Genomic DNA, 26,285 nt, shown 5'->3' with positions numbered 1-26,285 from the left:
GAACCATTATGCCAACTGCCGAGTGGCTGAACAAATACGAATCCATCAAGGACAAACTGGCCTGCAAAACGGACCTGGACGCCTATTTTACAGAAAAAGTGATTGGGAATATGGGTGTGGATGTGCTGGACATTGGGTCCGTCCATTTCCCTACCGGAACCATCTTTGCCTGTGATCCGCTGGTGGAGCTGGAGGACACACCGCCCTTTATTCAGACGATACCCGCCGGGACTTATCCCGTGAAGGTCTGCGTGGTGCCCAGTGAAAAATACGGCGACCGTTACGCCTGCGTCAAGGTGGAGGTCAGCCGGGAAAAGTCTGTCCGCTATGAGCTGGGCATAACAGGCAAAGAGGATCTGGACGAGGAACTGGGCGAGGACGCTTATTTTGGCTTTGGCGTAGACACTGGGATGGGCTGCGTTGCGGACATCCAGACCCAGGCGGCTTTCAAGACTTACTGGGCCAAGCGGCTGGAGGAAGACCCGGACATCGACCCCTACAACGACCTGTTCTGCGATCTTCTGGAGGAAAACGCTAAAGCCCACCCCAAGTATCAGAGCAGCTACGGCGACTGGCTCAACTGGACGGTGCCGGACACGGACTGTAATCTGCCCATCTTTGCCTCCGGCTGGGGCGACGGTTACTATCCCGTCTACTTCGGCTATGACGCAAGGGACGAGGTCTGCGCCGTGTATGTGCGTTTCATCGATATCGAAGCCAGCTATGGAGAACAGGAGTAAAGGACCCACCATGGAATTACCAAAACGGGAGCGGACAGCGGACCGGGAGAGCGCTGTCCTGACCTTAGATGGAGAAAAGCAATTTGAAGGACCGCAGAGATGATGGAGCGGCTGCTAACGGCGGCCGGGCCGACCCAGGTGCGCCCCATGTCTTTCTTTGGGGATCCGAACCTGCGGGAGTTTTTGCTGGAGCCGGAATCCCTCCGGCGCATCCGAGAAGCTGCCTTCATTGATAACGGAACTTTGGTAAGAAAATAGAGGAAGCGAGGGACTTACATGGGTGCATGGGGCATTAAGGCATTGGAAAGCGATGAGGGGCTGGATATGATCGGCATCCTCACAGATGAATATCTATCAAAGCATTCGATATTGAACCTGGACGAGATACTTGAGCTGATGAAACAGGAAGGTATGTTGGGAGAAGATCTCTCCGACATCGACTTTCTCTACGACAACACCGCTATGGCTCTGGCAGAGCTGTACTTTCAATGGAAAGACGATGGCAAACTGAATTATGACACTGACAATAGTATCTGGTGTAAGGTGACGGACTTCACAGCATCGAAAATGGCTCTCGCTTTCCTGCTGCGACAGCTCACTGATATTAAAAATGAGGTGCCTGATGAGGATGACATTCGTGAGATTGTGGATCTTTGGAAGGACGAGGACAGCGGTGAAATCGACCCGGAGTGGTCGGAGCATTTAGAACGGCTCATTGAGCGACTGGCTTCAGAACAGGAGGCGTGACAAATGTATATCCAAAAATACTGGGGCAACTTTATCGGAGGCTCGGATGACAGCCTGAACCTTGTGGCCTTTTTAGTAGACCAGAAGAAAGAGGAAATCCCCCTCAGCGAGATTTTTGCCAAGATCGGGCTGGACAAGCAGAACTGGGACTTCCGCCAGACGGTGGAGTATCTGGAGTTCACCCACTCGGGTGGCGTGGAGATGGACTTTCACTTCGCCATTGATGTGGTCACCGACCTGGCCGCCATCCTGCTGGAGTGCAGCGTCAGCGGCAGTGTAAACCTTCAGGATCTGGACGAGTACAACACCCCTGCCCGCCGTATCCGCATCACCGCCACGGCGGAGGAGCACGATGCCATGAACAAGGCACTGGCGGATTTTGCCCAGAATCCGCTGGAATATGACCTCAGTGAGATGATGGACAACGAGGAGATCCAGGAGATGGCTCGGGATGTGGAGGCGCTGCGGAAGGCGCTGTACGAGGCTGCTGGCCGCAACCGGGACTTCATCATCCCCCTGCTGAACACCCCTGCCCCATGCGCCTTTGAGCGGGATGAGAACGGCGTGTTCCAGCAGATCAAAGACTGGAAAATGGAACAGGACGAGGAGGAACAAGCTATGGATATTTTGAAGCAGTGCCAGAAGTGGCATGAGGAGGACAAATTCCAGAAAATTATTGACGCGCTGGAGGCCATCCCCACCCAGGAGCGTACCCCGGAAATCGATATGGAGCTGGCGCGGGCCTACAACAATCTGGGAGCACCTTCCAACCGTGCGCTGCTCAAAAAGGCCCTCGCGCTCTTGAAACCTCATGAGGAATACTTTCAGGGCGATCACTACTGGAACTTCCGCATGGGCTATTCTTATTACTACCTGGATCAGGGGGGCCGAGCCTTGCCTTATTTCCGCAAGGCGCTGGAGGCCCGCCCTGACGATGAGGACACCAAGCGATTCATAGAATGGTGCGAAGCGGACATTTCTCGGCCATGGTTTTCAATGTGCTTCCGGGAACGGACGGAATCTACATGGAAGGACTTTGCTCAGCAGGAAGCCCAGCTGCGCCAGATAATGGACGACGATAAGGACCACACCCGCAGCGCCGAAATCGTGGCCCAAATGGAAGGGGCTTTGAACCAGGCGTTTGACGAGATCTCCTTCGAGATGGGTTTCAACGGCGAAAAGCATGAGTTGATCCTCACCCCGGAGGGCGACAGGGTCAAGCTGTTTGAGCTGGTCTACTTCCAGAAACACGCCCCCACGGAGGTGCTGGAACACTGGAACATCCTGGTGGGCCGTCAGCCCTCTCCGAATACCGGACTGCGCACCGAGGATGGCTGGGACATCTCCGGGGAGGATGTGCAGATCTGGCTGGAGGAGCAGGGTGAAAACAGCTTCGTCCTCTCCGCCTACTGCGAAAAGCTGCTGCCCATGCTGCGGGAGGCGGAAGGCCGGGTCTGGTGGATGCTCACCACCCTCACCGACCAGGTGCTGGGCGAGATCTCCCACATGTGGTACATTGACGATTTCGATGTGCTGGAGGAGCCCAAGGCGGAGCCGTCCTTCCCCCTGTCCCAGCTGCCCGATCAGCTGAAGGAAAAGGGCGCAAACCTTACCACCGATCCGGAAGCCTATCTGGAGAGCTACCTTGGCTATGAAATGGAACCCAACAAGGACCCGGATGCTGACTGGCGGCTGGATGTAATGGCCGGCTCCACCTGCTGTGTGCCGCTCATCAATGGCTATCTGAACGGGGACAACGATTTTATGGATGCTCTCCATGCCGACGGCGCGGTGGCGGGCTTCTTCTGCTATCCCCTGGACACCCTGCGGGAGGAAAAAGGATCGGAGAAGATCTTCGCCTTCCGGGACAAGTTGGAGGAATTGTTCAGCACCGGGGACGGCCCGGAGATCCTCACCCTCACCGGCGGAGCCACCGGCCTTTTCTGCGGCTATGTGGACTTCATCGCTTGGGACATCCAGGCGGCGCTCCAGATGGCAAAGGAGTTCTTCGAGGACAGTGAGATCCCCTGGGCCAGCTTCCACACCTTCCGCCGTGAAGCGGGCACAGTGAATCTCAAAACACCGCCCGAGGAGGAACCGGACGATGAGGATCAGGTGCCCGAGCTGGACGAGACGCTGACGGGCATGGACTATATCCCTTACACCTCGCAGAACGAAGAAGAATTCTTCCAGCAGCTGGAGCAGTGGAACGACGAGGACGAGTACACCCGCTGCATCCAGGCATTGAACGCCATCCCGGAGGATTGGCGGAACTACCGCACCGCCTACGCTATGGCCCGGGCGCTGGAGAACTATGCAGTTTTGGGCGACCATCAGCAGGAGCCTCCCTACTACAAGGCAGAAAAAGCTCTGCTCCGGGCCATTGAGGTGCTGGAGTCCGTCCGGGAAGAAGGCCAGGACAAGGCCCAGTGGAATATGCGGATGGCCTATGGCTATCAGTATCTCAACCGGCAGGAAGAAAAGGCCATCCCCTACGCCCAGCGGTGGGCCGAACTGGACCCAGAAGACGAAAATGCCCCGGCGGTGATTCAGGAGTGTCAGGAGGAGATCGACAGGCGGGCCGAGGCCGCAGACGAGGACGAGAGCGGCACCGGCCGCACCGGCGTCTTTACCGGCTTTGTGCTGCTGTCCAAGGCAGAATGGGATAGAGAGCAGTTCATCCGGGATATGAAGGAGAAGTGGGACATCCCTGTGGATGCATACGACGCCAGCGAGGAGAAGGACGATGACGCGCTGGTGTTTGAGGTGGGCGATATGCTCGCCGCCGTCAGCCTGAATAACTATCCTATCCCCGGCGGCGAGGCCGAGGTCAACGCGGAAAACAACTATATGTGGGAAGATGCGGTCAAGGTCGCCAGGGAGCACCGCGCCCACATTCTGGTGGCGGTGCTGGGCAAAGAGAAAGATCTGCTGGAAAAGGGCAGACTGTTCACCAAGGTGGTGGCCGCCTGCTGCCGCCAGAAGTATGCCACCGGCGTCTATACCAGCGGTGTGGTGTTCGAGCCCCGGTTCTATGAGGGCTTTGCCGATATGCTGAAGGGGGACGAACTGCCCATCTTCAACTGGATCTGGTTCGGCCTGTGGCGGAATGAGAAGGGTCTGAACGGCTACACTTACGGCATGGAGGCCTTCGGAAAAGACGAGATGGAGGTGCTGGGCGCCGACGCCGAGCCGGGTGACCTGCGGGACTTTTTGGCCAGCCTCGCCTCCTATGTGCTGGGAAGCGATGTGGAGCTCCACGACGGGGAAACCATCGGCTTTACGGCGGACGACAAGCATGCCATCACCCGCAGCCCCGGCGTCGGTCTGCCGGAGGACCAGATGACCCTGAAGATCTCCTGGGCGTCATCGGACGGTGACCCTGACGATGATGACGATGACCCGGACGGAGAAGCGCCCGAGGATGAAGAAGCCGGCGTTCCCGAGGTCTACACCGAGGAGGAGATGGAGATTGTCGAGGGACACATCCAGCAGCATTTCGGTGCGTTCGAGCACGTGTTCCACGAGCTGGTCTCCCCGGACATCCATGTGGACATCTGCGTTGTTCCGCCTTCGGAGGAGCGGGACTATTACACACTGGTGACGATGGGCATGGGCGCCCACCGGATGAACGTTCCCGAGGAACTGGCCGAATACAAGCTGGAGCGGGCGGAGCTGGCCATCGCCCTGCCGAAGGACTGGAAGCTGAAGCAGGAGGACATGAAAGACGATCGGTGGTACTGGCCCATCCGCCTGCTGAAATCCCTGGCCCGCCTGCCCATCGCCAGCGATACCTGGTTGGGTTGGGGCCACACCATGGACAATCAGGAGCCTTTTGCACCGGATACGGAGCTGTGCGCCGCCATCCTGACCGGCCCGCAGGGAACGGAGGACGGCAGCGAATTCTGCACTCTGCCCGGCGGCGAGGAGATCAACTTCTACCAGGTGATCCCCCTCTACCGGGACGAGCTGGAGTATAAGCTGGCCCACGACGCGGACGCCCTGCTGGACAAAATGGAGGGCATCAGCTTTGTGGTGAAGCCTGACCGTCAGGATGCCATCACTCGTGGCACCCTTTCCAATGATGATTTTGACGATGAGATGGACGATGCCTCCTATCATATCGAGAGTATTGAGGAGAAGGGGCTGCCCGTTGACCCCATCAACGCTTATAACCTCTTTGCCATATACCTGCGCTGGTGCATAGAGCATGATCTGATGGGCGAGGACTTTCTGAACGAATACGGCGAAGTAGCCAAACAGGTCAAAGCCGACCCTGCCAGTGTGGATCTGCGGGCGTTTATTCGGGACAAACTGAACGGGCAGATTATGGTTCCGATGTTCAATAAGATTGGGCGAGCATTTACTTCTTACTACTATGGCGAACCTGATAGTCCCAATTTCCCCCGTGACATTGAAAACTATGCCTTGGAATATCTTGGCCCAGAAAAGTATTACTCCGATGAGTTCCAGTTTAAGGCCTCACTGTTCATCCCATTTGACGAGGACTACTACCAGGCCATGGCAAAGGTGATCGAGGAACGCTTCACCAACTGGCAGGGACAGGACTTCGACGAGGACACGCTGGAGCCTTCCGAGCTGGCCAAGGCTTTGATGGAGTATCTGGACTGTGAATGCACCTATTTCCCCTCCATGAAGGACGACGACCCCATCATGTCGGCATACAGCTATGCCAAACGGGAAAGTGTCAAAGAAGGCTTTGTGCCGGTGCTGATCCGGGCAGATGACGAGACCCTGTGGGAGTGCCTGATCCTGAATTCCGACCCGGACAGCGACGGCGTGGACGACTATACCTTTGACCCGGACAAGGTGGCCGCCTACCGGAAAAAGGTGCTGGCCGCTCCGCTCAAAGACGGCAGAGCAGTCTTGGACGAGCTGATCGGCCAGCGCAAAGAAGAAGCCGAGGATGACGATATAGACTGGGATGAGGAGATCCTGGGCGAAATGGAGGGCGGCTGTGAGAATGACCGTTTCTCCTGCTACTGGAATTCCGACACCGATATGACCTATCCCCTTATTCTGGCCAAGATCCCGGTGAAGAACCCCTGGGAGATCTTTGCTTACCTGCCCTTCGGAAACTGGAACGACTGCCCTGACACACCCCAGCTGATGGCCGTGACAAAATACTGGTTTGAGCAGTACGGCGCGGTACCCGCCGCCATGAGCCACGACGAATTGGAATTCCTGCTCCCGGCCCCCGTCCCCAGGGAGAAGGCCATGGATACAGCGGTGGAACTGTATGGCTTCTGCCCCGATGTGATCGACCAGGGGCCGGAGGACGCCACCGTGGGCGCACTGGCCGATGTGCTGCAGCAGTCCACTGTTTGGTATTTTTGGTGGGATTGATGGGAGGGGGTGCCTTGGCAATGCAAACCAAAACACTGACCATTCAATGGAATAATGAGCAACTGCCTGTCCTCCCGGTAGACCCTGGCGCTTATCTCACCTTCTCCATCCATAACAGCGGTAATGCTCTGGAGTTGACGGGCAACCGGGTTGGGCTGCTCCTGCTGGCGAAAGCCGCGCTGGGTATGGCGGAAACCATTCGTGAGGATGGATTTCACATCCATCTGGATGACCTGTATAGCATCAACGCCGAGGGAAAAAGCATCCTGATCCGAAAGGAGGAACGGCCAAAACCATGATTGAAAAAACCTTCCTCAACCCCGCCACAAACAAGCAGTGGCGGATTGAACTTGACGGACATACCATCCGAACCTGTCTGAACGGCGGGAAGGTCAAGGAGATCCTGTGCGACTCCGCCTTCCAGGTCAAGAGCAAGGCGGCCAGCGCCATGATGGGCCAGATGCGCAAGGGATTCGTCTATCAGAATCCAGACGCCGCTGTTGGGCAGGTGCGGTGCCATCGGTTTGTCGGAAAGGACAGCAACGGCTTCATGCCGCTGGCCGCCGCCCTCACACGGGATGACTTCTTCCTGACAAGGGTGGCCGGAGATTTTGAGGACGAGATCCTCTATCACTTTGGTGGCAACGGGGAGATCTTTGAAACGGTCTCCCTGGGTGCCAAGCGGATGACCTATGAGCAGGTCCTCTGTCTCAATGATACTCTGCTGCTGAATAACAGCTATCTTCTGGAGCAGGTTTCCCTCCGCACCCATGAGATCACGCCCTTTGCCAACAAGAAAAACAGCATGAGGACTATGCTGGACCAGAGCTGTAGCCTGACCTTGTGGTACACAGGAGAGGAGATCGTCGTCTTTGACTTTGGCAGCAACACAGAGATATGGCGGGAAACGGTAAAATGCAAGAAGTCAAAAGACCCGAATTTTGCCTATTACTGCTTCGGGATGCTCTCTCCCCGGCAGAGCAAAGCGGCCTACCGTGTTACCGAGGGGGAGTATGTGCTGGTCGATCTGAAGTCCGGCCAAAAAGTAGTGATTCCCAATGAGGGCTGGCATCCCTTTTTCTCCCCGGATGACCAGTGCTTCTCGGTGGGCGGCAAGTTCTATCTGACCCAGACCGGAGAGGAGATAGCCAATCCTTTCCCATTTCCTGTCCGGCAGGGGCTGAATTTTTCAGACACCTGTATGGTGCGGACAAGGGGCAGCCTGATGGCCGTTCAGCAGGATCGTGGCAGCTCCCCCATAGAAGTATGGGATACCGGCAGCGGCCAGCTGCTGGCCACCATTGATGACCCCTTTGTGGTGCGGCAGGTGAATTTTGCCTTTACCAAGAGCGGGCTTGTCCTGCACACCGATTACGGGGCCATGAGCATCTATTCCTGCGCCCTCTGAAACGGAGAATTGACCTATGGATAGTGAAGTATTAACAGTAAAACTCCTGGATCTGGCCGAGGGGCGGGAAACTCCCGAAACCTGGCGGAACTGGTGGGACGAGCACGAGACGGAGTTGGAAGCCCTGCTGAGTCGGAGTGAATTCCTGAAACTGAAACCCTGCCGACACGGTTTTCAGTGGGTCCCGGTGCTTGGCAGCCAAAAAGGAGCCATTGCCATTCTGGAAAAGAGCGGCACAGCATTTGAGGCAAGCAATCTCTACCAGGAGCGGTATCTGGCCGAACTGGACGCTTTCTGCAAGGAGCAGGAGCGAGTGCAGCGGGAAAAGCAAAAGGAATTCAAGGCCAGCCACCCGGAGCTATTTGGCCGATACCCCAAGTTCTCCAAGGCGCTGGCAAAGGTGCTGGACCGCTCTGACGAGATCTTGCCTGTCGCCACGGAGGAGCAGATCGCAGATCAGGAAAGCACGCTGGACTTTACGTTTCCGTCCCAGGTGCGGGAGTTCTTCCTGCTGACCGCAGGCATCCAGGTGTCCACAGGCGTGGACCTTTCCCTTTCCGGGATGTTTGATCTGACCATCCATGGCGAGCGGTATTGTGTGCTGGGCGAGTTCTGGAAAGAAGCGGACGGCGACCAGCTCCTGCTCCGCCCCGGAGAGGATACCATTTGGTACTACGCCCATGAGCAGGACAAGGTAAAGCGCCTCTGCAATGATATGACAGAACTGCTGGAGAAGAAACTGGCGAGGTATCTCAATGAGCAATAAAAACAGCGCGGCGGTTGAGAGCTGAACTGTAAATGGATGAAGGAAAAATGAACAATGACATTAGAAGAAATGTTCTGTGATCTGTACGATAAATATGGTAAGGATTTTAACTGGTATCTGCTTCCCCTCACACAGGCGGACGGAGCATTTGTCGTTGAACTAAACAAAGAAATAGGACAAGGCCACTTCTTATCCGGCAAAAAAATCCGGGCGGTTGCGAAGTGTGATTCCAATGATGATGTGCTATATGTTGTCAGAAGCGGAATAGGAAGGGACATCTACTATATGTTCCATTTGACTTACTCAGCACATAATGCGGACGGATTTCCCCGGTATGTGGAGTTTACAGATCTATTTGCAGTAAAAGAATTTATAGAACGATCATATATCGAGGATTGTATGTAATCTTTAAATTTTAATCAATTGGGAAGTTTACCTTACCCGCAGCCACAGCCGAAAGGAGGCGGTCGCTATGCCAACTTGGAGCGGAATCCGGAACAAGCTGGAAAATGATTACCTGTGCCCGGCGCTCCGGGGCCACATCCAGTATTTTGCCACCAGTTACAGCAAAAGCGCTGACCATGAGGGCCGGGCAGCCATTCGCATGGACGGTGTGGAAGTGCTGCGGAGCAACTACTACACCTATTTTGAGAATGTGTGGACAAAATTTCATCACCTGCGGTCCACAACGCTGAAAGATTGCGACTCCGCAAAAGAGGCCATCAACCAGGCTCATGCCTTTGCGCTGGAGCAGGGCACCTTTGACCAAAAGGTGTTCTATGAGGCGTTTGGTATCTTTGACAACCAGAGCATTGAGAAAAGCCTTGTCAGCGAGAATCCTCTTGTCCGCATCTTTGCCCTCCTGGACCGCAGGCTGGGAAAGCGCCGCCTGCTGGCTTTGGAGGAATCCATGGAGCAGGAGCTGGACTGGGTGCGGGCTTTCTATGTGATCCGGATGCAGGCAGAAGGGCTGATGGAAAAAGAATAACATTTCAGGAGGAATTGCCATGTCACAGATCGCATCCTTTTATCTTCTCAAAGACGGCCAGCGGCAGGAACTGTCGGGCGGCGACTGCTCCGGCGCGGTCTATATGGCCATCTGGGACTGGTGTGAGAGCGAACTGGATCTGGATGTCCGTTTTCCTGCTCACCAGACGGAGGACACCCTGGACTGTGCTCTGCTGGAGGGAGAGTTAGCGTCTAAACTGCTGGCAGTTCTGCGGGAGCAGGACCTCCCGGAGCTGGCCGCTGAAATTGCCCCAGACTGGGATCTGCCCGCTGAGACGGTGCAAAGCGGGCTTGAAACGCTGCGCTCCTATCTGGAACTGGTGCGGGGCAATACAGCCCTGCTGTATGAAATGACTTGACGGGACTATGCCCATGCCAAGGATGCAGGTCAAGGAACGGAGAGAAATACCATGGTGAGAGATGGACTTGTGTTCAAAGATGAGGATGGTCAGGTCATATTCAACCAGTACAGCTTCTGCGAACTGGTGAAGCACCTGCTGGTGGAGCTGGTGGGGATCTCCTATGAGGAAGCCTCTCAGATAGTGGAACGCTCACCGCTGGCAGAGCCAGTGGCCGATGCCATGGGAGTGGCGATATTCAGCCATGACCTGCCTTATTACTGGGCTATGTTTTTCTACTATGGGAATGGTTATTGGTGGGAAGACAAGGGTATTCCAGCGCAGCCAGAGGATATGGATTCCTATGAAGCTCTGGAAAAGCGGATTATGGAGAAATACCACTTAAAGGAGCCGTTTATATGGACATGAGAGAGGTGTTCACCATTGGCGGCCGCCGCTTTTCTAACATAGCCGGTTTTTATGACAAGGTGGAGCGGCTCTGATCCAACAAAAGAAAAGGAGGCAATACTGCGGAAATCGTATATGGACAGCTTCAGGGACTTTTTATACAGCGCCATCCGGATGTCCTTGCCCACCTGCGCCGAAAGGGCGGCACAGGTGTACCCGCCCAGGATGGCGCAGACGCTGGAGATGAGAGAGGCCGCCGCCATTTTGAGCCCGATCGCAAACAGTACTTCCAGGGTGGCCCCCGACGTCCCCAGATTGAGCATTTCCGCCGCAAAGGTGGAGATCACCAGCGCGCCGGACACATCCACGATCAATAGCAGGATGGTAACGGCGCATAGCTTCCAGTGGAGTTTGAGAAACCGCAAGATAAATTTCATCGTTCGATCGTATCCTTTCCATAAAAAAGAAAAAGCACCCGGCCGCAACTGTGCAACCGGGCGCACCCGACATCTTCCTCGACTTTTGCCAGGCCCGGGCGTTTTCTTATCTTCCCTGGCTGGCAGGCCATTGCGATGGCCAGTCCTCCGATGATGCAGCTATGAAACGATGGCTCCGCCCTGCGGCGGAGAGCGCCCTCCGGCCGCCGGAAAAATCAAACGTCCCCGGCAGAAGGGGCATTGGGGGAATGGTTCCGATGCATCCCGCAACCTCCAAAATAAAAAAGCGCCCGGTTACGTTTCCATAACCGAGCGCACTCGACATCTTCTCCGACTCCTGCAGCTACGGCTGCAAGCCTCCGATGAACATCAGATCTGATTCATTTTTGACTGCTCCATCTCGCTCCGGATCAGGCAGCTTATCTTCCTGGTCAGGGAGATCAGAGCATTGTGTTCGTCACTGCTTAGTTTTTTCCATGCGTTTTCCTCGATGCGGTGCATCCGCATGATATGCGCCTCAACGAAAGCCCTTCCTTCCTCCGTCAGCAGAGAGCGCTTGGAACGCTGGTTTTCCTCATAGGGTTCCAAACGGATCAGGCCCTTTTTGCGCAGCTGCTTGAAAGCGGAATTCAATGTCTGCCTGCTGACAAAAAGCCGTTCGCTGATCTGGCTTTGGGTGGCCGCGCCTTCGTAGATCAGCAGCAATGACCAATATTCCACTTCGGAAAGCCCACAGGATTTGGGGAACAACGTATAAACATCGTCCAGTTCCCAGGTCGCTTCCCGGAACGCCGCCAGACTGGCTTGCATCTCCAGACTCTGTTCCATCCTTCCCCTCCTATCATCCCAAATCATACATTACGATTTCGGACATCCAGCAGTATAGCGGATCAGGCTTTTGTTGTCAAGGCTTTTTTGAAAAATTTTACAGACGCCGTCTCCGGCCGCTCGTTTGCATACGGGCATTCATCAAACACAGCCCATCGGTCATTGTTTCAATACAAAGGCTCATTCTGCAAAAGAAACCGATAGAAATTTAAAGATTTTACCATGTCATTCACGCATAGATAGACCGTACTTCATTTCATTGCGAACACATTCCTGAATTTTCAAAGGCCGCCTATTTCTTGATCAGCTTCAGCTTAATGTTTTTTCTGTCGGCGATTTCCTGAAATACTTCTACGGCATAAGCGCAGCGCTCTTTTTCTGACGCAAACGCCCTGTCATTGGATTCGATCCTGTTCATCGCTTCCCGTATTTCGGAAAGTTCCAGTAAATTTACCGCCACGCAATAGAAATTTTTTCTACGTCCATCGTTGTATCCGGCAAGCAATTTTGAAAGGATTTGCGCTTTTTCTGTTTGCTCCAGATTATATGCACCAATGCCTGCGCTTTTCGCTTTTTCTAAATCCCGCCTTTGATGTCTGTGCGTGATAAAAGAATCGTATTCGTCAATATGCTCATATTTTTCACACGGATACTGCTTGCACTCATAGCAATATTCGATTTCCCCGTGTTCCAGGCTGCACTTTGCGATTTTGCATGACGGACTCCCGTTGCCGCAGCCGCCGCAATGGTTTCCCAAAAGCATAGGGCATAGCCCACAATTCAATCCGCAAAGGGAAAGTCGCTGATTTTTTCTCTCAAAGTCCTTCATATATTTCATCCTTCATATATATTTCAGTGCTGAGCACGCCGGCACGCCCGGATGCAGGCCAGAAGGTAGCTTACCTGAAGCGCCCCGAAAATCACAAGGACAACCAATACCGGCAGAAGCCCGGTTCCTGCCATGAAGTTCATCAGGGTCAACACCAGATAGACGATCATACAGGTCACCGTGGTGGTTCGGTAGGCCTGAAAAGAGGCTTGGCCGATCTGGGCCCGCTCAGCCTCGTCGCAGCTGGTAAACCAGATCTTCTGAAACTTCAAGTCATAGACGCTGCCCTTTTTCTCCGGGTTTATGCTGCGGGTCAAATCCACCACCTTCTGCTGCAAAAGGATGATACAGGCCATAGCGATCAAAAACAGGACCACATTCAGCGGGGCATAGGTATACTGGAAGCTGGCAGCCAGAAAAAAGAACGCAAAGACTGTCTCAAGGTTGGTAAACAGCAGCATGAGCAGCAGCAAGAAATTCATCCGCCGGCGAATCTCATCTTCGGCGCCTTCTTCCATGTCAGGATCCCAGTTCCCATACAGCCTGCGGGCCGAACGGTAGTACAGCCATGCAGGAAACAGCAGCACCGCACCGCTTACCGGGATCCCCCAGGGACTGGCCATATTCATCACTCGGTCCAGCCCGGCCCGGATGGCTTCCAGTGTCTCCGGCTTTGCCGCTATCGCAGCCAAAAATCCACCGATACCGCCCAATACGGTGAACCCTGCCACAAGTGCCAGGAATTTGGGCAGCGCACGGAGATTGTCCTGCTTCACAAAATCTTTCATCTCAGTCATCCTCCTGATACGAAAAAATGTCTTCCACCGTGACCCCGCAGAGTTTTGCCAGCTTGAGCGCCAATGTCACGGAGGGAGAGTAATCGCCCCGTTCGATCTGGCTGATGGTCTGACGGGACACGCCTGCCAGGCGCCCCATCTCCTGCTGATTGACTCCCAGCCGGGCCCGGTGTTCCTTGAGCCGATTGTAAAGCGGCATATTTCGTCCCTCCAATTTGACAACTAAAGCCGTCATTATGACAACTATAATTGTCATAATCAGAATACCACTGACAAAGATCCTTGTCAACAGGAAAAGCAAACTTTTCCAAAAACGTTGCGACCGTCCCCATAAAAATCGCTTTTTGGTCGCTCCATGATACAACTCAAGTCAATTCTTCGATGTTCTCGTACAGGATCACGGCAGCCTTTTCCTTCTCCACCCCAGGGCCTGTATGCGGACTGTCCAGCGCAAGGCGCAGGGTCTTGCGCACCGGGTCCAGGGCCTGGACGGCGCCGGTCACGGTCTTGTAGCGGCCCACCGGCGGGTCGGCCGGGCAGAGCAGATCGGGCACAAAATACCGCACTGTGATGGTCATGCCGCGGCGCAGAGCAGCCAGCCGGGCCGAGAGGGAGGCCTTCTCCTCCTCGGACAGCTCTGCCCGGGCCACACGCAGGGTCTGGGCACCTTCCTCCGCCAGCTCGTCATCGAAGCCCCGCAGCGCCGCAAAGGGACTGAAGATCTTGGCCCGGCTGCCCAGGCTCATGCGGGGATGTTTAACGGAGGGCTCGGGACGCTCCATCTGCAAAAGATCGGCGTATTTCTGGCCGGCGATGCGGCCTTCTTTGGTGTTTTTGTAGTCGTCCATATTCTCGCCCTCACTCGGCTTTGTGGCCGCCGATCCGCCCGTTGCGGTCCCGCATGGTGGCGCCCTCCAGGTAGTTGGAACCCTTGAGCACCGCGTTTTTGCCAAAGCGCTTCTTGAGGCCCAGCATGGCCTCCTGGAGGCTTTTTTCTTTTTCCAGCTTGGCGGCGTCGGTGAAAAAGTCGGTCTGGAAGATGCCGGGATCCTTTACCACCCGATTGGCGGTGAGGGTCAGGCGGCGGACCGTCAGCTTGGGATTGACGATGCGGTCGAACAAAGCCGTAGCCGCGGCCTGCAGCTGGCTGCCCAGGTTGGTGGCCGACTCCAGCCGGACGCTGCCGTGGCTGGGCTTGGGCAGGGTGCGGCCATACCGGTCGATCTGCACCGGTCCACGGTAACCGCCGCTGTCGCAGTTTTCCCGGTCGTAGCCGATGTCCAATGTAAGCCCGTCGGTGACAAGCCCCTTGTCCATCAGCTGATAGACCAGGCTGTCGGTCATCTCCTGGACGATCAGACGTGTTTTTTCGCAGGTATAGGGACAGGAGAGCACCTGCCCTTCACAGAGGCTGTTCGTTTCAGGCTGGTAGGCGTTGATCTCCTTCATGCCGCAGGGTTCGATGCCCCAGGCGTGGTCGATCAAAATTTCCGCGTCTACCCCGAACTCCCGGTACAGCATATCCTCGTCGCAGAGGCTGGCCCGGGCCAGCTCCCCCATGGTGTGGATGCCGTGCTTTTCCAGCCGGCGCACCGTCCCGGGGCCCACCTGCCAGAAGTCAGTGAGGGGCTTGTGGTCCCACAGCAGGTAACGGAAGGCTTCCTCGTTCAGCTCGGCAATGCGGACGCCGTCCTGGTCGGGGGCGGCGTGCTTGGCGGTGATGTCCATGGCCAGTTTGGCCAGATAGAGGTTGGAGCCGATGCCCGCCGTGGCGGTGATGCCGGTGGTGTACAGCACCTCCCGGATCATGGTTTTGGCCAGGTCGTGAGGACCCATATTGTAATAAGTCAAATAGGGCGTGGCGTCGATGAATACCTCATCGATGGAGTAGACCACCATGTCCTCGGGGGCCACATATTTCAGGTAGATGCCGTAGATCTGCCGGGACACTTTTTCGTAGTAGGCCATCCGGGGCGGGGCCACCAGGTAACTGATCTCCAGAGAGGGGTCCGCCGCCAGGGCTTTGGCGTCATAGCTGGGAGCGGCGAGGGACCATTTGCCCTCCTTTTTCATGGCGGCGCGGCTGCGGATGGCCGCCCGCAGCCGGGCGTCGTTGGCCTCCTTGACTTTCTGCACCACCTCGAACAGCCGTGCCCGCCCCGGGATGCCCAGAGCCTTGAGGGAGGGCGACACCGCCAGGCAGATGGTCTTTTCGGTGCGGCTGGCGTCCGCTACCACCAGGTTGGTGGTCAGCGGGTCCAGGCCCCGGGCAGCGCATTCCGCCGAGGCATAGTAGCTTTTCAGGTCGATGGCAAAATAGGTGCGCGGGCCGGACATAACAGCTTCCCTCCCCTCTCGGAACTTCACGCGGTGACGGTCTTTTCCACAAACCACCGGCCCACCCGCCCGATGAACCGCGGGTCGATGTGCTCGAAAAAGAGGCGCCGTTCCCGCCCCTGGATCAGGACGGTAAAGCAGTCTCCTGCCCTGTCGTTGCCCACCGCCCCCGCCGGGCGGAAATCCCGCACCGCCTCGATGGCAAAGGTGCGCCCGTCCGCCCAGGTGATGGACAGGGGCACCATGGAACCGGTGGTGTCGAACTCGGATGTCACTTTGACGTAGATGCGCTCAGTGTGGGCCTTTGCAGCTCTGCGGCCTTCCATGGGAGTCACCTTCCTGACAGTGGTTTTGATCCTTTGTATATATGGTATCGCAGAGGGTCAAAGTTGTCAATAGATATCATTAAAACAACCTAATGTTTTGCTTTTATCCCATAAAAAGACCCCGCTCCCGGGACGGGCGGGGCCAAAAGAGCAATCTTGTCCTTGGGATCACGTTACATGCGTTAGGGCGTATCTGAGAAGTCGAACCTGCCGAGAGATCCTCCCAAAAGCGCCACCTCCGGATGATGGAATGCAGCGCGGCGGACGGCGCTTTTGGGTAGAATCGAACCGCGTGGAGGAATTTTCAGATACATTTTAAGCATAACAAAAATCGCCGGCTGCGTAAAGCGATTTTTGAAAAATACATTTGGCCGCAGGAATCGTTTTTTCTGCGCAGGCGCAGCATTTTGGATATCTTTTTCATGCGGCGGATCGGATATCGCCCGGGTATATTTTTTGCTTTTTTGGCTCCTCGGATCCGGAGGTTCGATAAGAAGTTTTTTATTCCCAAAATGTGAAAGATTTTATTTCGACAGAAAAGATATTGTGAAAGCATAAAATTTATGTTATATTTCCAATAAGAAAATCCACCCCATTTTTAGGAGGAGTATGATCATGCCCAGACCCAAAGGAAGCAAGAATAAACCCAAGACCGGCAAGCTGTCCTCTGCAGCCGATTACGTCGCCGCCATTGAGGCAAAGGCTGCCGAAAAAGCGCAGCTGGAGCAGAATATTTCGGAGACGCTCGATCAGATCAACGCCCTGAAAGCCCAGCTCAAAGCCAACCGCGCTGCGCTCAAAGCCACCGACAATGCCATTGCCAAGCTGGAAACCAAAAAGGTCAACGCCGAGGCCAAAGCCGCTCTGGATGCACAGAAAACGGAGCTGGACTCCACCGTCCAGAAACTGCTGACCGAAGGCATGACCATGGATCAGATCATCGGCAAACTGAACCAGTAAGCCATTTCGCCGGTCACTCGGTCAAACAACGATCCCGCAGAGGGAGCCTCTTTTTGCGCGCAGCCGCGCGGCAGGAACAGGCTCCCCTGTTTTTTGCAGTCTTTTCCCGAATCTGTTCCGCAAAATAAAAAGGCGCCGTTTGCACAGCTCCATCGAATGAGCCGGCAAACCGCGTCTTTTTATCTTTTCCCGCCCTACCGCAGTCTGGCGGCAGCCTTTAGCCTTTATTTGAGGGTCAGGCATTTCTTGGGACAGGCGGCGGCGCACAGGCCGCAGCCAACGCAGGCCGCTGCGTCCAGTTTCCAGGTCTTGGAAGCGCGGTCCACCGTGATGGCGTTCTGGGGACATTTTCTGGCGCAGAGGGTGCAGTAAACGCACTTGCCGGCATCGTTCTCCGGCTTGCCGCCGGCCTTGCCCGCCGGCGCGGCATCCGGCGCCTTGGGCCGGGTGAAAGTCTCGCTGGCCTTCTGTGCGGCAGGCGCCGTGTAGCCAGGCACAATGGCAAGGCACTTTTTGGGGCAGACGTTGACACAGTTGCCGCACTGGACACAGTCGAACCGGTTGATGGTCCAGGTACCGGCGGCCCGGTCTACCTGCAGCGCGCCGGGCGGGCAGCTGCGGGCGCACAGGCCGCAGCTGATGCAGTCCTCCACGCAGATCTCCACATGGCCGCGCATCCGCTCCGGATACTGGGCCGGCTCGAAAGGATAGCCTGTGGTGCACGGCTTGGAGAACAGGTTCCTGATCACTGTGCCCGCAAAGGGGAACAGCTTCCAGGGCGTCGTCTGATCGTGTTTGTGGTCCATCTTTCTCACCTCTCCGTGCAGCTGATACAGGGATCAATGGTCAGGATCAGCAGCGCAACGTCAGCCAGCTGGCAGCCCTTGAGCATCTCCAGCATGGGCGGGATGTTGCTTGTGGTGGGGGTGCGCAGGCGGAACCGGTCGATGAATTTGGTGCCGTTGGCCTTGACGTAGTAGATCGCCTCGCCCCGGGGCTGCTCGATCCGCATGAAGTGCTCGCCGTTGGGGTTCCCCTTGACAGGCACCGCAATGGGTCCCTGGGGGATCTTGTCCACAGCCTGACGGATCAGGTCAAAAGATTGGAAGATCTCCTTGATGCGCACCTCGCACCGGGCAAAGGAATCGCCGTCCGATGCGGTGACCGGCTCAAGCTCCAGGTCGCCGTAAGCCGCATAGCCCAGCTTGCGGACATCGTATTCCACCCCCGAAGCGCGCAGCATGGGTCCCACAGCCCCCATCATCCGGGCGTCTTCGGCGCTCAGCACGCCCAGCCCATGCAGACGGGTGCCCACCGTGTAATCCCGCAGAAAGGCCTCCGCGACCGGGCGCAGCTCCTGCGCCATGTCGTTGACCGTCCGGACCAGCGTCTTGAGCATGGTGTCATCCATATCTTTCAATACGCCGCCCACGCAGTTGACCGAGAAGATGACCCGGCCGCCGGTGGTCATGTCGAACATGTCCAGGATCTGTTCCCGCAGCTTCCAGCTCTGCATGAACAGGCTCTCAAAGCCCATCGCATCGGCCAGCAGGCCCAGCCAGAGCAGGTGGCTGTGGATACGGCTCATCTCCATCCAGATGGTGCGCAGGTAGGCCGCCCGGGGCGGGATCTCCACATTCATGATCTTTTCCAGGCACTGGCAATATCCCAGCCCATGTCCAAAGCTGCAGATGCCGCACACCCGTTCCGCGATGTAGACATATTCCTTGTAATCCTTGGTCTCGACCAGTTTTTCCAGTCCGCGGTGGACAAAGCCGATGCTGGGCACCGCCTTGACCACCACCTCATCCTCCAGAACCAGGTCCAGATGCACCGGTTCCGGCAGGACGGGATGCTGCGGCCCAAAAGGCACGATACTCTGTTTTGCCATTCCCTCTCACCCCTTATGCTTGAACGGCGTCTCCTCCGCGATGCGGTAGAGCTTGCCGTGATAATCCTGCACCATATCCTCGATCTGGACGCCGAACAGCTCGGCGGCCTCGTTCTCCTGCAAAAATGCGCCGGGGTAGATCTGGGTGATGCTGGGGACCTTTTCGTTTTCCCCCACCGTCAGGCGCAGCGTGCGCATATCGTATCCCTTGCCAAAGGAATAGCTCAGCTCATAGCCTTCCGGCAGGCGGGCGGCGCAGATCTGTACGACCCGCCAGCCGTCCATCTTGAACCGCAGCACCGCTGGCACAAACCCGGCCATCTCCATCGGCTCAATGGTATTGCATGCTTCCATTCCCGTTGTCCTCCTTTTTATGCGCGGCCGCTGCGGCGTCGGGCGGCATAGTCCTCCCGCTTGCGCTGCAAGATCTCCAGCGCCTGTACCACGCCGTCGATGATGGCCTGGGGGCGGGCGGCGCACCCGGGCACATAGACGTCCACCGGGATGATGGTATCCACGCCGCCCTTGATGTTGTAGCAGTCCTTGAACACGCCGCCGGTGCAGGCGCAGATGCCCACCGCCACCACCACTTTCGGTTCCGGCATCTGGGTATAGATCTGCTGGATGACGCTTTCGCTCTGGTGGTTGACGCCCCCGGTGATGAGCAGGATATCCGCCTGGAACGGGTCGCCGGTGTTGATGATGCCAAACCGCTCGATGTCGTATTTGGGCGTGGTGCAGGCCAGCACCTCGATGTCGCAGCCGTTGCAGCTGCTGCCGTCGTAGTGCAGCAGCCAGGGCGATTTTGCCAGTTTGTTTGTCATTGTGTTCGCCCCCTTTATCGGATCAGCATGAGGATCAGACCGTTCAGGCCGCCGGTCAGCAGGGTGAATACCCAGCAGCTGTCCAGCAGCGCCTTCCACTTGACGCGGGCGCTGACGTTGTCCCACAGGATCTCGAGGAAGTAGACCAGCAGGCAGGCGGCAATGGCCACCGGCCAGCTGATGGGATTGCTGTTGAGGAAGAACAGCGCCACCAGCCCCAGCATCAGGGTCATCTCGTAGTATTCGGCGATGTTCATGACCGCCAGGGCCGGGCCGGCCATCTCGGTGGTCAGGCCCTTGACGATCTCCTGGTGGGCGTGGTGGCTGGTGGACAGGTCGAAGGGCGACTTGCGCAGCTTGATGGCCATGGTGAACATCATCCCCAGCAAAAAGCCCGGCATGGTCGCCACGGCGCTGACCGGCTGGCTGATGATATCCGCCACCTGGAACGAGCCGGTCGCCAGATAGAAGCCCACCGCCAGCAGCAGGGTCATGGGCTCGTAGGCCATGATCTGGATCATCTCACGGCCGGCCCCCAGCGTCGAGAAGGGGGAGGAGTCGCTGGATGCCGCCATGACCAGGAACATATCCGCCGTGGACAGGATGAACAGGCACATGAGGATATCCGCCCCTGCGAACAGCAGCGAACCCGACACCGCCAGAAAGATCAGATAGCTCAGCAGCAGGAAGATCTGCACGCTGTTGACCGCCAGCATCTGCTTGGTGAACAGCTTGCCCAGATCGTAGAAGGGCTGCAGCAGAGGCGGGCCCTGACGGCCCTGCATCCGGGCCGAGATCTTGCGGTCCACTCCGTCCAGCAGCGCGCCGGCCAGCGGGGCCAGCAGCAAATAGAGGATCACACTGACAACCTGCATCATACCGCACCCCCGATCACCATGCACAGCATGACGGCGATCACACCGGCCGAAACGATCACCGACGGCCGCATCAGGCGGCGCCGGCCAAACTCAAAGCGCAGATACCAGTTGCTCAGGTACAGGTGCTCCGGTTCGCCGTAGCTGTTGACGAAATAGGTATTGTCCCCCATGTTCGCGCCGCCCATATAGATGGGCACATAATCCCTGTGGGCGCTGCGGGTCAGCAGGAACATCAGGGTGGGCACGAACAGGATCGACACCAGCATGACCGCCATGGTGGTCAGCACATCCATGGACAGCACCTCGTGGGAGGCGCCGAACAGGGCGCGGACGATGGGGTCAGCGATGCGGGAAGAGACCAGCGGGAACAGCAGGCAGAGCAGCAGCATGGCCCCCGCGTGAATGAACATCGAGAGGTACTGGTTCCCGTAGGTCTTGTCCCGGGCGATCTCCTTGGTGTGGTGCAGGGAGACCAGCTTGCTCAGCCACTTGGTCCAGTACAGCATGGTGGTGGCGCTGCCGTATGCCAAAAACAGCACCAGCAGATAGTTGTCGGCATCCACAAAGGATTTCAGCGCCACCCACTTGGAGATCAGCATTCCAAAGGGGGCCAGGTACATCCCCGCGATGCCGATGCCCATCAGATAGGTCAGCTTGGGCAGGCGGAGCAGCAGCCCGTGCATGGACTCGATGTCACGGCTGCCCAGGCTGTTCTCAATGGAGCCCACCGCCTGGAACAGCAGGGACTTTGCCACCGAGTGGAAGATGGTCAGCAGCACGGCGGCCCAGATCGTCTCCTCCACGCCGATGCCGGCGCAGGCCACGATCAGGCCCAGATTGGAGATGGTGGAGAAGGCCAGCACCTTCTTGCCGTCGTTCTGGGCAATGGCCATCATACTGCACACGATAAAGGTGAACCCGCCGATGAAAGAGACCATCACGCCGCTCAGGGTACCGGCCAGCGCCGGGGCCAGCCGGATGAGCAGATAGACTCCCGCCTTGACCATGGTGGCGCTGTGCAGCAGCGCGCTGGAAGGGGTAGGCGCCACCATCGCGCCCAGCAGCCAGGAGGAAAAAGGCATCTGGGCCGACTTGGTCAGGGCCGCAAAGGCCAGCAGCACCACCGGGATGGCCGCGCCCGACGCCACCACCTGAGTCAGCTGGACGGTATCGTTCACCGCCGCCGCATAGGCAATGGCCACGGCAAAACCGAAGCCTCCCAGCAAATTCATCCACAGAGCGCGGAAACTGTTGCTCACCGCCTCCTCGGTGCGGGTGTAGCCAATCAGCAGGAAGGAGACCACGCTGGTGATCTCCCAGAAAAAGTACATCCAGACCAGGTTCTCAGACAGCACCAGCCCGAACATGGCCGCCAGGAAAAGGAACAGCATCGAGAAGAAAAAGCCGCTGCGGTCGATGTAGTCCTCATGGTGCTGGTGATAGGCCTTCATGTAGCCCACCGCATAGATGCAGATGAAGCCGCCCACAAACGCCGCGATGATGCACAGCAGCATGGCCAGGCCGTCCACCCGCATATGCGCCGCCGGGCTGACCGGGTCGGTCAGCTCGGACCAAGCCACCAGCAGCGTCTGCCCCGCCGACAGCAGGATGATGGGGTACTTGCGGTGCCGGATGGAAAGCAGGATGATCAGCCCCATCAGGACCAGCTCGCCCAGCAGCATGGCATGGTCGATCAGCTCTGTCTCGACGTACAGTTCCACCCGGCCCGCGCCGCCTGCCATCCAGGCAGCCAGCAGTGCCGAAGCCAGAACCATCACGCCCACAGCCGCCCCATACACAGCGCCGCCGCGCACCCTGCGGTCCTGGATGCAGGGCAGGACGGCCGCCGCAAGGGCCGGCCATACGATCAGTAGGATTGGTATTGCGCCCATAATACACGCTCCCTTTAGAAGAAAAACCGTTTATTTTGTCACTTTTGTCATTATACTCCCCTTTTTCCCGGTTGACAAGAGCGCAGGCTGATTTGTTTATTTTTTCACAAGCAGAGTGCCGGTGCTCTGGCATTTTCCCCTGCGCGGTGCTATAATGAAAGAAGTCTGCGGGGCGGCCGCCCCGGGAAAGGAAGGGACGTCCCATGCATGAGCTGGCCATCACCCAGAGCATCCTGGATATTTCGCTCAAAGCTGCCCAGGTGCAGCACGCCCGGCGCATCCGGACCATCCGGCTGACCATCGGCCCCTTTTCGGGGGTGGTGCCCGAGTGCGTCCAGATGTACCTGGACGTGCTGGCCAAAGGCACCATCGCCGAGGGCGCGAAGATCGAAGCAAAGACCCTGCCGCTGCGGGTGCGCTGCCGTACCTGCGGGCAGGAAGGCGAGATCGACCGGCGCCATATCGCCTGCCCTTTCTGCGGCGGCCTGGACCTGCAGCGGCTTTCGGGCCGTGAATTACTGGTAGACAATCTGGAGGTAGACGTATAATGGAGATCAAAGTCCTGCATCAGGTCATGGAGTGGAACAACGACGTAAGTGCCCAGGTGCGCGACACCCTGCGCGAGCACAAGGTGTGCCTGATCAATGTGATGGGCAGCCCCGGCGCGGGCAAGACCAGCCTGCTCACGGCGCTGATCGCCCGCCTGCGGGAGCAGTTTGCCATCGGTGTCATCGAGGGGGACATCACCGGGCAGATCGACGCCGAGAAGATCGCCGCCCTGAACATCCCCGCTGTGCAGCTGAACACCGACGGGGCCTGCCACATCGAGGCCATGAGCATCCAGCACATCCTGCCCCAGTTCGACCTGGACGGGCTGGACGTGCTGTTCGTGGAGAACATCGGCAACCTGGTCTGTCCCGCCGAATTCGACATCGGCGAGAACTTCCGGCTGACGGTGCTGAGCATCCCGGAGGGGGACGACAAGGTCGCCAAATACCCCCTCATGTTCACCGACACCGACTGCCTGGTCCTGACCAAATGCGATATGCTGCCCTATTTTGATTTTGATCTGGAGCGCGTCACGGCCGACTACCGCGGCGTCAACCCCCAGGGACCGCTGTTCCGGCTGTCGGTCCGCACCGGCGACGGCCTGGATGAGCTGGCCGCCCATCTGGCCGGTCGCATCCGTGCCGCGCTGGCCTGAGCCGGGCGCCCGCCGGGTCCATATCCTGGCCGCCGGCATCGTGCAGGGGGTGGGGTTCCGTCCCTTCCTCCACCGGCTTGCCGCACGTCTGGGGCTGGGCGGCTGGGCCCGCAACACCCCCGCCGGGGTAGAGATGGAGCTGGAAGGCCCGCCCGACGCCATCGAGGCGTTCATCCACGCCCTGCGCACCGAGCCGCCGCCCCTGGCCGCCGTGGAACAGCTGGACGTGCAGCCCATGGCCGCTCTGGGGGAAACATCCTTTGCCATCCGGCCCAGCACCGCCGGCAGTGCGGCCACCCTGGCCGCCCCCGATCTTGCCCCCTGCCCCGCCTGCCTGCGGGAGATGGCCGACCCGGCCGGCCGGCGTTACCGCTATTCCTTCATCAACTGCACCGACTGCGGGCCCCGGTTCTCCATCCTCCGGGCCCTTCCCTATGACCGGGCCAACACTTCGATGGCCGGCTTTGCCATGTGCCGGGACTGTGCCGCCGAATATGCCGACATCCGCAGCCGCCGCTACCACGCGCAGCCCAACTGCTGCCCCGTCTGCGGCCCCCATGTCTTTTATCTGGACCAGGAAGGCCGGGCGGTCCCCGGCGATCCCATCGCCCTGGCCCAACAGGCTCTGGCCGCCGGCCGGACGGTGGCGGTCAAGGGTACCGGCGGCATCCACCTGGCCTGCAACGCCCGGGATGAGGCAGCCGTCCTCCGTCTGCGGCAGCGCAAGCACCGGCCCGAAAAGCCCCTGGCCGTCCTCTGCCGCGATCTCGACACGGTACGGCAGCTCTGCATCCTGTCGGATCCGGAAGCCGCCCTGCTGCAAAGCCCACGGCGGCCCATCGTCCTGCTGCAAAAGCGCCCCGGCACGACGGGCCTTGCCTGCCTGAGCGAAAACCGCCGCCTGGGCATCCTGCTGCCCTACACCCCCCTCCATGTCCTGCTGGCGGACGGCACCGCAGGCGGCCCGGCGGCCCTGGTCCTGACCAGCGCCAACCGCCCCGGCTGCCCCGTCATGACCGATAACGCCGAGGCCCTGGACGGTCTGGCCGGGATCGCGGACGGCTACCTTCTGCACGACCGCCCCATCGTGAACCGCTGCGACGATTCCCTTGCAGCGCTCTGGCAGGGGCGGGAATACTTTTTCCGCCGCAGCCGGGGCTATGCCCCCCAGCCGCTGGCCATGCCGTCCGATGAAGCCGACGGGATACTGGCCTTCGGGGCCGAACAGAAGGCGGGCTTTGCCGCCGGGCGGGACCGCCATGTCTTTCTCAGCCAGCACATCGGCGACCTGAAAAACGCCGAGACGCTGGACCATTACCGCACCGCCCTCGAAACGCAGCTGCATCTGTTCGGGATAACCCCCCGGGTGCTGGTGTGCGATCTGCACCCCGACTATTTTTCCACCCGGGAGGCGCAGTCGATGGCGGCCAAGCGGGGCCTGCCCCTTTTGCAGGTGCAGCACCACTGGGCCCATATGGCGGCCTGCATGGCCGACAACCAGCTGGAAGGCCCCGCCTTCGGCATCGTGTGGGACGGCACCGGTCTGGGCAGCGACGGCAGCATCTGGGGCGGCGAGTTCCTGCGCGGGGGCTACGACGGATTCCGGCGGGCCGGCTCGATCCGGCCCGTTCCCCTGCCGGGGGGCGACGCGGCGGTGCGGCAGATCGGCCGCATCGGCCTGGCGCTGGCCTGGGATGCCGGCGTGCCCGCCGAAGTTCGGGAGGCTCTGCCGCTGCTGCGTGCCCTGCCCGGACAGACAGCCCTGCTGGCCATGCTGGAAAAAGGCATCGCATGCCCCGGCGCCAGCAGCATCGGACGGCTGTTCGACGGCGTCTATGCGCTTTTGTCCGGCCGGGTAGACGCCGGCTATGACGGCCAGGCCCCTGCCCTGTTGGAGTCGCTGGCCTGCGGGGAGATCCCCGGCCGGGACTATCCCACAGCCTACGGCCCGGAAGGGGAGGTCCGCCGGTTCGACACCCGGCCTCTGGTGGCCGCCGTGTGCGCCGACATCGCGGCGGGGGTGTCCCCTGCCGCCATTGCAAGAGGTTTTATGGACGCTCTCGCCCGGATGGCGCTGGAGCAGTGCCGGGCCCTCAACCCGGACCGGCTGCCCGTGGTGCTGTCCGGCGGGGTCTTTTTGAATCAATATCTGCTGCGCGCAGCAACGCGTCTGCTGGAGGGGGATGGGTACGCCGTATTCAGCCACCACCGCGTCTCCGCCAGCGACGAAGGTCTGGCTCTGGGCCAGCTGGCCCTTGCGGCCCGCGCACGGCAGACAGAATGAAAAGGAGTGAAACACC

Annotated in this window: 28 protein-coding genes; 14 read left to right on the top strand and 14 right to left on the bottom strand. The window is 58.4% G+C overall.

Translation table 11 applies throughout. From position 1 onward, the window contains the following. The first annotated feature begins 8 nt into the window (after positions 1–8). From B5G12_RS04690 to B5G12_RS04650, 10 genes are all read left to right on the top strand, one after another. Positions 9–740 carry a DUF4241 domain-containing protein gene (locus B5G12_RS04690; RefSeq protein WP_522731427.1) on the top strand — a complete coding sequence of 244 codons (732 nt, stop codon included), beginning with the start codon at positions 9–11 and terminating at the stop codon, positions 738–740. A 276-nt stretch (positions 741–1,016) separates the two neighbouring features. Beyond that, a complete protein-coding gene (locus tag B5G12_RS14905) occupies positions 1,017–1,487 on the top strand; it encodes a DUF4259 domain-containing protein (RefSeq protein WP_242955933.1) in 471 nt (156 codons plus the stop codon). A 3-nt stretch (positions 1,488–1,490) separates the two neighbouring features. Beyond that, the gene (locus tag B5G12_RS04685; RefSeq protein ID WP_242955932.1) at positions 1,491–6,854 is read left to right on the top strand and encodes an imm68 putative immunity domain-containing protein; all 5,364 of its coding nucleotides are present in this window, start codon (positions 1,491–1,493) and stop codon (positions 6,852–6,854) included. A 20-nt stretch (positions 6,855–6,874) separates the two neighbouring features. Then, a complete protein-coding gene (locus B5G12_RS04680) occupies positions 6,875–7,153 on the top strand; it encodes an Imm32 family immunity protein (RefSeq protein ID WP_087324070.1) in 279 nt (92 codons plus the stop codon). Next, positions 7,150–8,262 (top strand): hypothetical protein, encoded by a 1,113-nt coding sequence (locus tag B5G12_RS04675; protein WP_087324069.1) that lies wholly within the window; start codon positions 7,150–7,152, stop codon positions 8,260–8,262. The genes B5G12_RS04680 and B5G12_RS04675 overlap by 4 nt, the downstream gene beginning before the upstream one ends. Before the next feature lie 16 nt (positions 8,263–8,278). After that, positions 8,279–9,028 (top strand): SMI1/KNR4 family protein, encoded by a 750-nt coding sequence (locus B5G12_RS04670; RefSeq protein WP_087324068.1) that lies wholly within the window; start codon positions 8,279–8,281, stop codon positions 9,026–9,028. A gap of 54 nt (positions 9,029–9,082) precedes the next feature. Further along, on the top strand, positions 9,083–9,433 hold the full coding sequence (locus B5G12_RS04665; RefSeq protein WP_071432728.1) for a hypothetical protein: 351 nt from the start codon (positions 9,083–9,085) through the stop codon (positions 9,431–9,433). A gap of 67 nt (positions 9,434–9,500) precedes the next feature. Next, positions 9,501–10,016, top strand: a complete 516-nt coding sequence (locus B5G12_RS04660) for an SF0329 family protein (RefSeq protein WP_087324067.1) — start codon at positions 9,501–9,503, stop codon at positions 10,014–10,016. A 19-nt stretch (positions 10,017–10,035) separates the two neighbouring features. Further along, the gene (locus B5G12_RS04655) at positions 10,036–10,395 is read left to right on the top strand and encodes a hypothetical protein (RefSeq protein ID WP_087324066.1); all 360 of its coding nucleotides are present in this window, start codon (positions 10,036–10,038) and stop codon (positions 10,393–10,395) included. Positions 10,396–10,446: 51 nt separating this feature from the next. Next, positions 10,447–10,803, top strand: a complete 357-nt coding sequence (locus B5G12_RS04650; RefSeq protein WP_087324065.1) for a hypothetical protein — start codon at positions 10,447–10,449, stop codon at positions 10,801–10,803. On the opposite strand, the gene B5G12_RS14755 is transcribed toward B5G12_RS04650, so the two are convergent. From B5G12_RS14755 to B5G12_RS04610, 8 genes are all read right to left on the bottom strand, one after another. Then, positions 10,737–11,285 carry a hypothetical protein gene (locus B5G12_RS14755; protein WP_204245656.1) on the bottom strand — a complete coding sequence of 183 codons (549 nt, stop codon included), beginning with the start codon at positions 11,283–11,285 and terminating at the stop codon, positions 10,737–10,739. The two genes, B5G12_RS04650 and B5G12_RS14755, sit on opposite strands and share 67 nt — an antisense overlap. Positions 11,286–11,588: 303 nt before the next feature. Beyond that, positions 11,589–12,047 (bottom strand): MarR family winged helix-turn-helix transcriptional regulator, encoded by a 459-nt coding sequence (locus B5G12_RS04640; RefSeq protein WP_158098337.1) that lies wholly within the window; start codon positions 12,045–12,047, stop codon positions 11,589–11,591. Between the two features lie 292 nt (positions 12,048–12,339). Continuing rightward, positions 12,340–12,876: a DUF3795 domain-containing protein gene (locus B5G12_RS04635; protein ID WP_087324063.1), complete on the bottom strand. Its 537-nt coding sequence runs from the start codon at positions 12,874–12,876 to the stop codon at positions 12,340–12,342. A gap of 23 nt (positions 12,877–12,899) precedes the next feature. Then, a complete protein-coding gene (locus tag B5G12_RS04630; protein ID WP_158099677.1) occupies positions 12,900–13,664 on the bottom strand; it encodes a DUF3169 family protein in 765 nt (254 codons plus the stop codon). A 1-nt stretch (position 13,665) separates the two neighbouring features. Next, positions 13,666–13,872, bottom strand: coding sequence for a helix-turn-helix transcriptional regulator (locus tag B5G12_RS04625; protein WP_087229963.1), 207 nt, complete (start codon positions 13,870–13,872; stop codon positions 13,666–13,668). A gap of 166 nt (positions 13,873–14,038) precedes the next feature. Next, entirely contained in the window at positions 14,039–14,521 is a 483-nt protein-coding gene (locus tag B5G12_RS04620; RefSeq protein WP_087324061.1) for a YolD-like family protein, read from the bottom strand. A gap of 10 nt (positions 14,522–14,531) precedes the next feature. After that, a complete protein-coding gene (locus tag B5G12_RS04615; protein ID WP_087324060.1) occupies positions 14,532–16,010 on the bottom strand; it encodes a Y-family DNA polymerase in 1,479 nt (492 codons plus the stop codon). 26 nt (positions 16,011–16,036) lie between these two features. Further along, a complete protein-coding gene (locus B5G12_RS04610) occupies positions 16,037–16,336 on the bottom strand; it encodes a hypothetical protein (protein ID WP_087324059.1) in 300 nt (99 codons plus the stop codon). A 615-nt stretch (positions 16,337–16,951) separates the two neighbouring features. Here B5G12_RS04610 and B5G12_RS04605 point away from each other — a divergent pair. Next, entirely contained in the window at positions 16,952–17,296 is a 345-nt protein-coding gene (locus B5G12_RS04605; RefSeq protein ID WP_144064093.1) for a hypothetical protein, read from the top strand. A 224-nt stretch (positions 17,297–17,520) separates the two neighbouring features. On the opposite strand, the gene B5G12_RS04600 is transcribed toward B5G12_RS04605, so the two are convergent. From B5G12_RS04600 to B5G12_RS04575, 6 genes are read right to left on the bottom strand one after another with little or no spacing between them, the layout of a single operon-like run. Further along, on the bottom strand, positions 17,521–18,102 hold the full coding sequence (locus tag B5G12_RS04600; RefSeq protein ID WP_087324057.1) for a 4Fe-4S binding protein: 582 nt from the start codon (positions 18,100–18,102) through the stop codon (positions 17,521–17,523). Positions 18,103–18,107: 5 nt separating this feature from the next. After that, positions 18,108–19,187 (bottom strand): hydrogenase large subunit, encoded by a 1,080-nt coding sequence (locus tag B5G12_RS04595; protein ID WP_087229729.1) that lies wholly within the window; start codon positions 19,185–19,187, stop codon positions 18,108–18,110. 6 nt (positions 19,188–19,193) lie between these two features. Next, a complete protein-coding gene (locus B5G12_RS04590; RefSeq protein ID WP_087324056.1) occupies positions 19,194–19,541 on the bottom strand; it encodes an NADH-quinone oxidoreductase subunit C in 348 nt (115 codons plus the stop codon). Between the two features lie 17 nt (positions 19,542–19,558). Continuing rightward, complete coding sequence (locus tag B5G12_RS04585) at positions 19,559–20,011, bottom strand: NADH-quinone oxidoreductase subunit B family protein (RefSeq protein ID WP_087229735.1); 453 nt, start codon at positions 20,009–20,011, stop codon at positions 19,559–19,561. Between the two features lie 14 nt (positions 20,012–20,025). Continuing rightward, positions 20,026–20,889: a respiratory chain complex I subunit 1 family protein gene (locus B5G12_RS04580; protein ID WP_087229738.1), complete on the bottom strand. Its 864-nt coding sequence runs from the start codon at positions 20,887–20,889 to the stop codon at positions 20,026–20,028. Continuing rightward, entirely contained in the window at positions 20,886–22,781 is a 1,896-nt protein-coding gene (locus B5G12_RS04575; protein WP_242955931.1) for an NADH-quinone oxidoreductase subunit 5 family protein, read from the bottom strand. The genes B5G12_RS04580 and B5G12_RS04575 overlap by 4 nt, the downstream gene beginning before the upstream one ends. Positions 22,782–22,984: 203 nt before the next feature. Here B5G12_RS04575 and hypA point away from each other — a divergent pair, with 203 nt between their 5' ends. The 3 genes from hypA to hypF are packed head-to-tail and all read left to right on the top strand — an operon-like array spanning position 22,985 to position 26,269. Further along, positions 22,985–23,329, top strand: coding sequence for a hydrogenase maturation nickel metallochaperone HypA (gene hypA, locus B5G12_RS04570; RefSeq protein ID WP_087324055.1), 345 nt, complete (start codon positions 22,985–22,987; stop codon positions 23,327–23,329). Next, entirely contained in the window at positions 23,329–23,985 is a 657-nt protein-coding gene (hypB, locus tag B5G12_RS04565) for a hydrogenase nickel incorporation protein HypB (protein WP_087324054.1), read from the top strand. Before hypA ends, hypB begins: the two co-directional genes overlap by 1 nt. After that, complete coding sequence (gene hypF / locus B5G12_RS04560; RefSeq protein ID WP_087324053.1) at positions 23,936–26,269, top strand: carbamoyltransferase HypF; 2,334 nt, start codon at positions 23,936–23,938, stop codon at positions 26,267–26,269. Before hypB ends, hypF begins: the two co-directional genes overlap by 50 nt. The last annotated feature ends 16 nt before the right edge of the window (positions 26,270–26,285 follow it).

It is taken from the genome of Faecalibacterium sp. An58 (genome assembly GCF_002161515.1).
Lineage (GTDB): Bacteria > Bacillota > Clostridia > Oscillospirales > Ruminococcaceae > Faecalibacterium > Faecalibacterium avium.
This window is presented reverse-complemented; position numbering and strand designations above follow the sequence as displayed.

Coding starts and splice junctions, on each gene's coding strand:
- B5G12_RS04690 (WP_522731427.1), top strand. CDS start 9: ATGCCAACTGCCGAGTGGCTGAACAAATACGAATCCATCAAGGACAAA.
- B5G12_RS14905 (WP_242955933.1), top strand. CDS start 1,017: ATGGGTGCATGGGGCATTAAGGCATTGGAAAGCGATGAGGGGCTGGAT.
- B5G12_RS04685 (WP_242955932.1), top strand. CDS start 1,491: ATGTATATCCAAAAATACTGGGGCAACTTTATCGGAGGCTCGGATGAC.
- B5G12_RS04680 (WP_087324070.1), top strand. CDS start 6,875: ATGCAAACCAAAACACTGACCATTCAATGGAATAATGAGCAACTGCCT.
- B5G12_RS04675 (WP_087324069.1), top strand. CDS start 7,150: ATGATTGAAAAAACCTTCCTCAACCCCGCCACAAACAAGCAGTGGCGG.
- B5G12_RS04670 (WP_087324068.1), top strand. CDS start 8,279: ATGGATAGTGAAGTATTAACAGTAAAACTCCTGGATCTGGCCGAGGGG.
- B5G12_RS04665 (WP_071432728.1), top strand. CDS start 9,083: ATGACATTAGAAGAAATGTTCTGTGATCTGTACGATAAATATGGTAAG.
- B5G12_RS04660 (WP_087324067.1), top strand. CDS start 9,501: ATGCCAACTTGGAGCGGAATCCGGAACAAGCTGGAAAATGATTACCTG.
- B5G12_RS04655 (WP_087324066.1), top strand. CDS start 10,036: ATGTCACAGATCGCATCCTTTTATCTTCTCAAAGACGGCCAGCGGCAG.
- B5G12_RS04650 (WP_087324065.1), top strand. CDS start 10,447: ATGGTGAGAGATGGACTTGTGTTCAAAGATGAGGATGGTCAGGTCATA.
- B5G12_RS04640 (WP_158098337.1), bottom strand. CDS start 12,047: ATGGAACAGAGTCTGGAGATGCAAGCCAGTCTGGCGGCGTTCCGGGAA.
- B5G12_RS04635 (WP_087324063.1), bottom strand. CDS start 12,876: ATGAAGGACTTTGAGAGAAAAAATCAGCGACTTTCCCTTTGCGGATTG.
- B5G12_RS04630 (WP_158099677.1), bottom strand. CDS start 13,664: ATGAAAGATTTTGTGAAGCAGGACAATCTCCGTGCGCTGCCCAAATTC.
- B5G12_RS04625 (WP_087229963.1), bottom strand. CDS start 13,872: ATGCCGCTTTACAATCGGCTCAAGGAACACCGGGCCCGGCTGGGAGTC.
- B5G12_RS04620 (WP_087324061.1), bottom strand. CDS start 14,521: ATGGACGACTACAAAAACACCAAAGAAGGCCGCATCGCCGGCCAGAAA.
- B5G12_RS04615 (WP_087324060.1), bottom strand. CDS start 16,010: ATGTCCGGCCCGCGCACCTATTTTGCCATCGACCTGAAAAGCTACTAT.
- B5G12_RS04610 (WP_087324059.1), bottom strand. CDS start 16,336: ATGGAAGGCCGCAGAGCTGCAAAGGCCCACACTGAGCGCATCTACGTC.
- B5G12_RS04605 (WP_144064093.1), top strand. CDS start 16,952: ATGCCCAGACCCAAAGGAAGCAAGAATAAACCCAAGACCGGCAAGCTG.
- B5G12_RS04600 (WP_087324057.1), bottom strand. CDS start 18,102: ATGGACCACAAACACGATCAGACGACGCCCTGGAAGCTGTTCCCCTTT.
- B5G12_RS04595 (WP_087229729.1), bottom strand. CDS start 19,187: ATGGCAAAACAGAGTATCGTGCCTTTTGGGCCGCAGCATCCCGTCCTG.
- B5G12_RS04590 (WP_087324056.1), bottom strand. CDS start 19,541: ATGGAAGCATGCAATACCATTGAGCCGATGGAGATGGCCGGGTTTGTG.
- B5G12_RS04585 (WP_087229735.1), bottom strand. CDS start 20,011: ATGACAAACAAACTGGCAAAATCGCCCTGGCTGCTGCACTACGACGGC.
- B5G12_RS04580 (WP_087229738.1), bottom strand. CDS start 20,889: ATGATGCAGGTTGTCAGTGTGATCCTCTATTTGCTGCTGGCCCCGCTG.
- B5G12_RS04575 (WP_242955931.1), bottom strand. CDS start 22,781: ATGGGCGCAATACCAATCCTACTGATCGTATGGCCGGCCCTTGCGGCG.
- hypA (WP_087324055.1), top strand. CDS start 22,985: ATGCATGAGCTGGCCATCACCCAGAGCATCCTGGATATTTCGCTCAAA.
- hypB (WP_087324054.1), top strand. CDS start 23,329: ATGGAGATCAAAGTCCTGCATCAGGTCATGGAGTGGAACAACGACGTA.
- hypF (WP_087324053.1), top strand. CDS start 23,936: ATGAGCTGGCCGCCCATCTGGCCGGTCGCATCCGTGCCGCGCTGGCCT.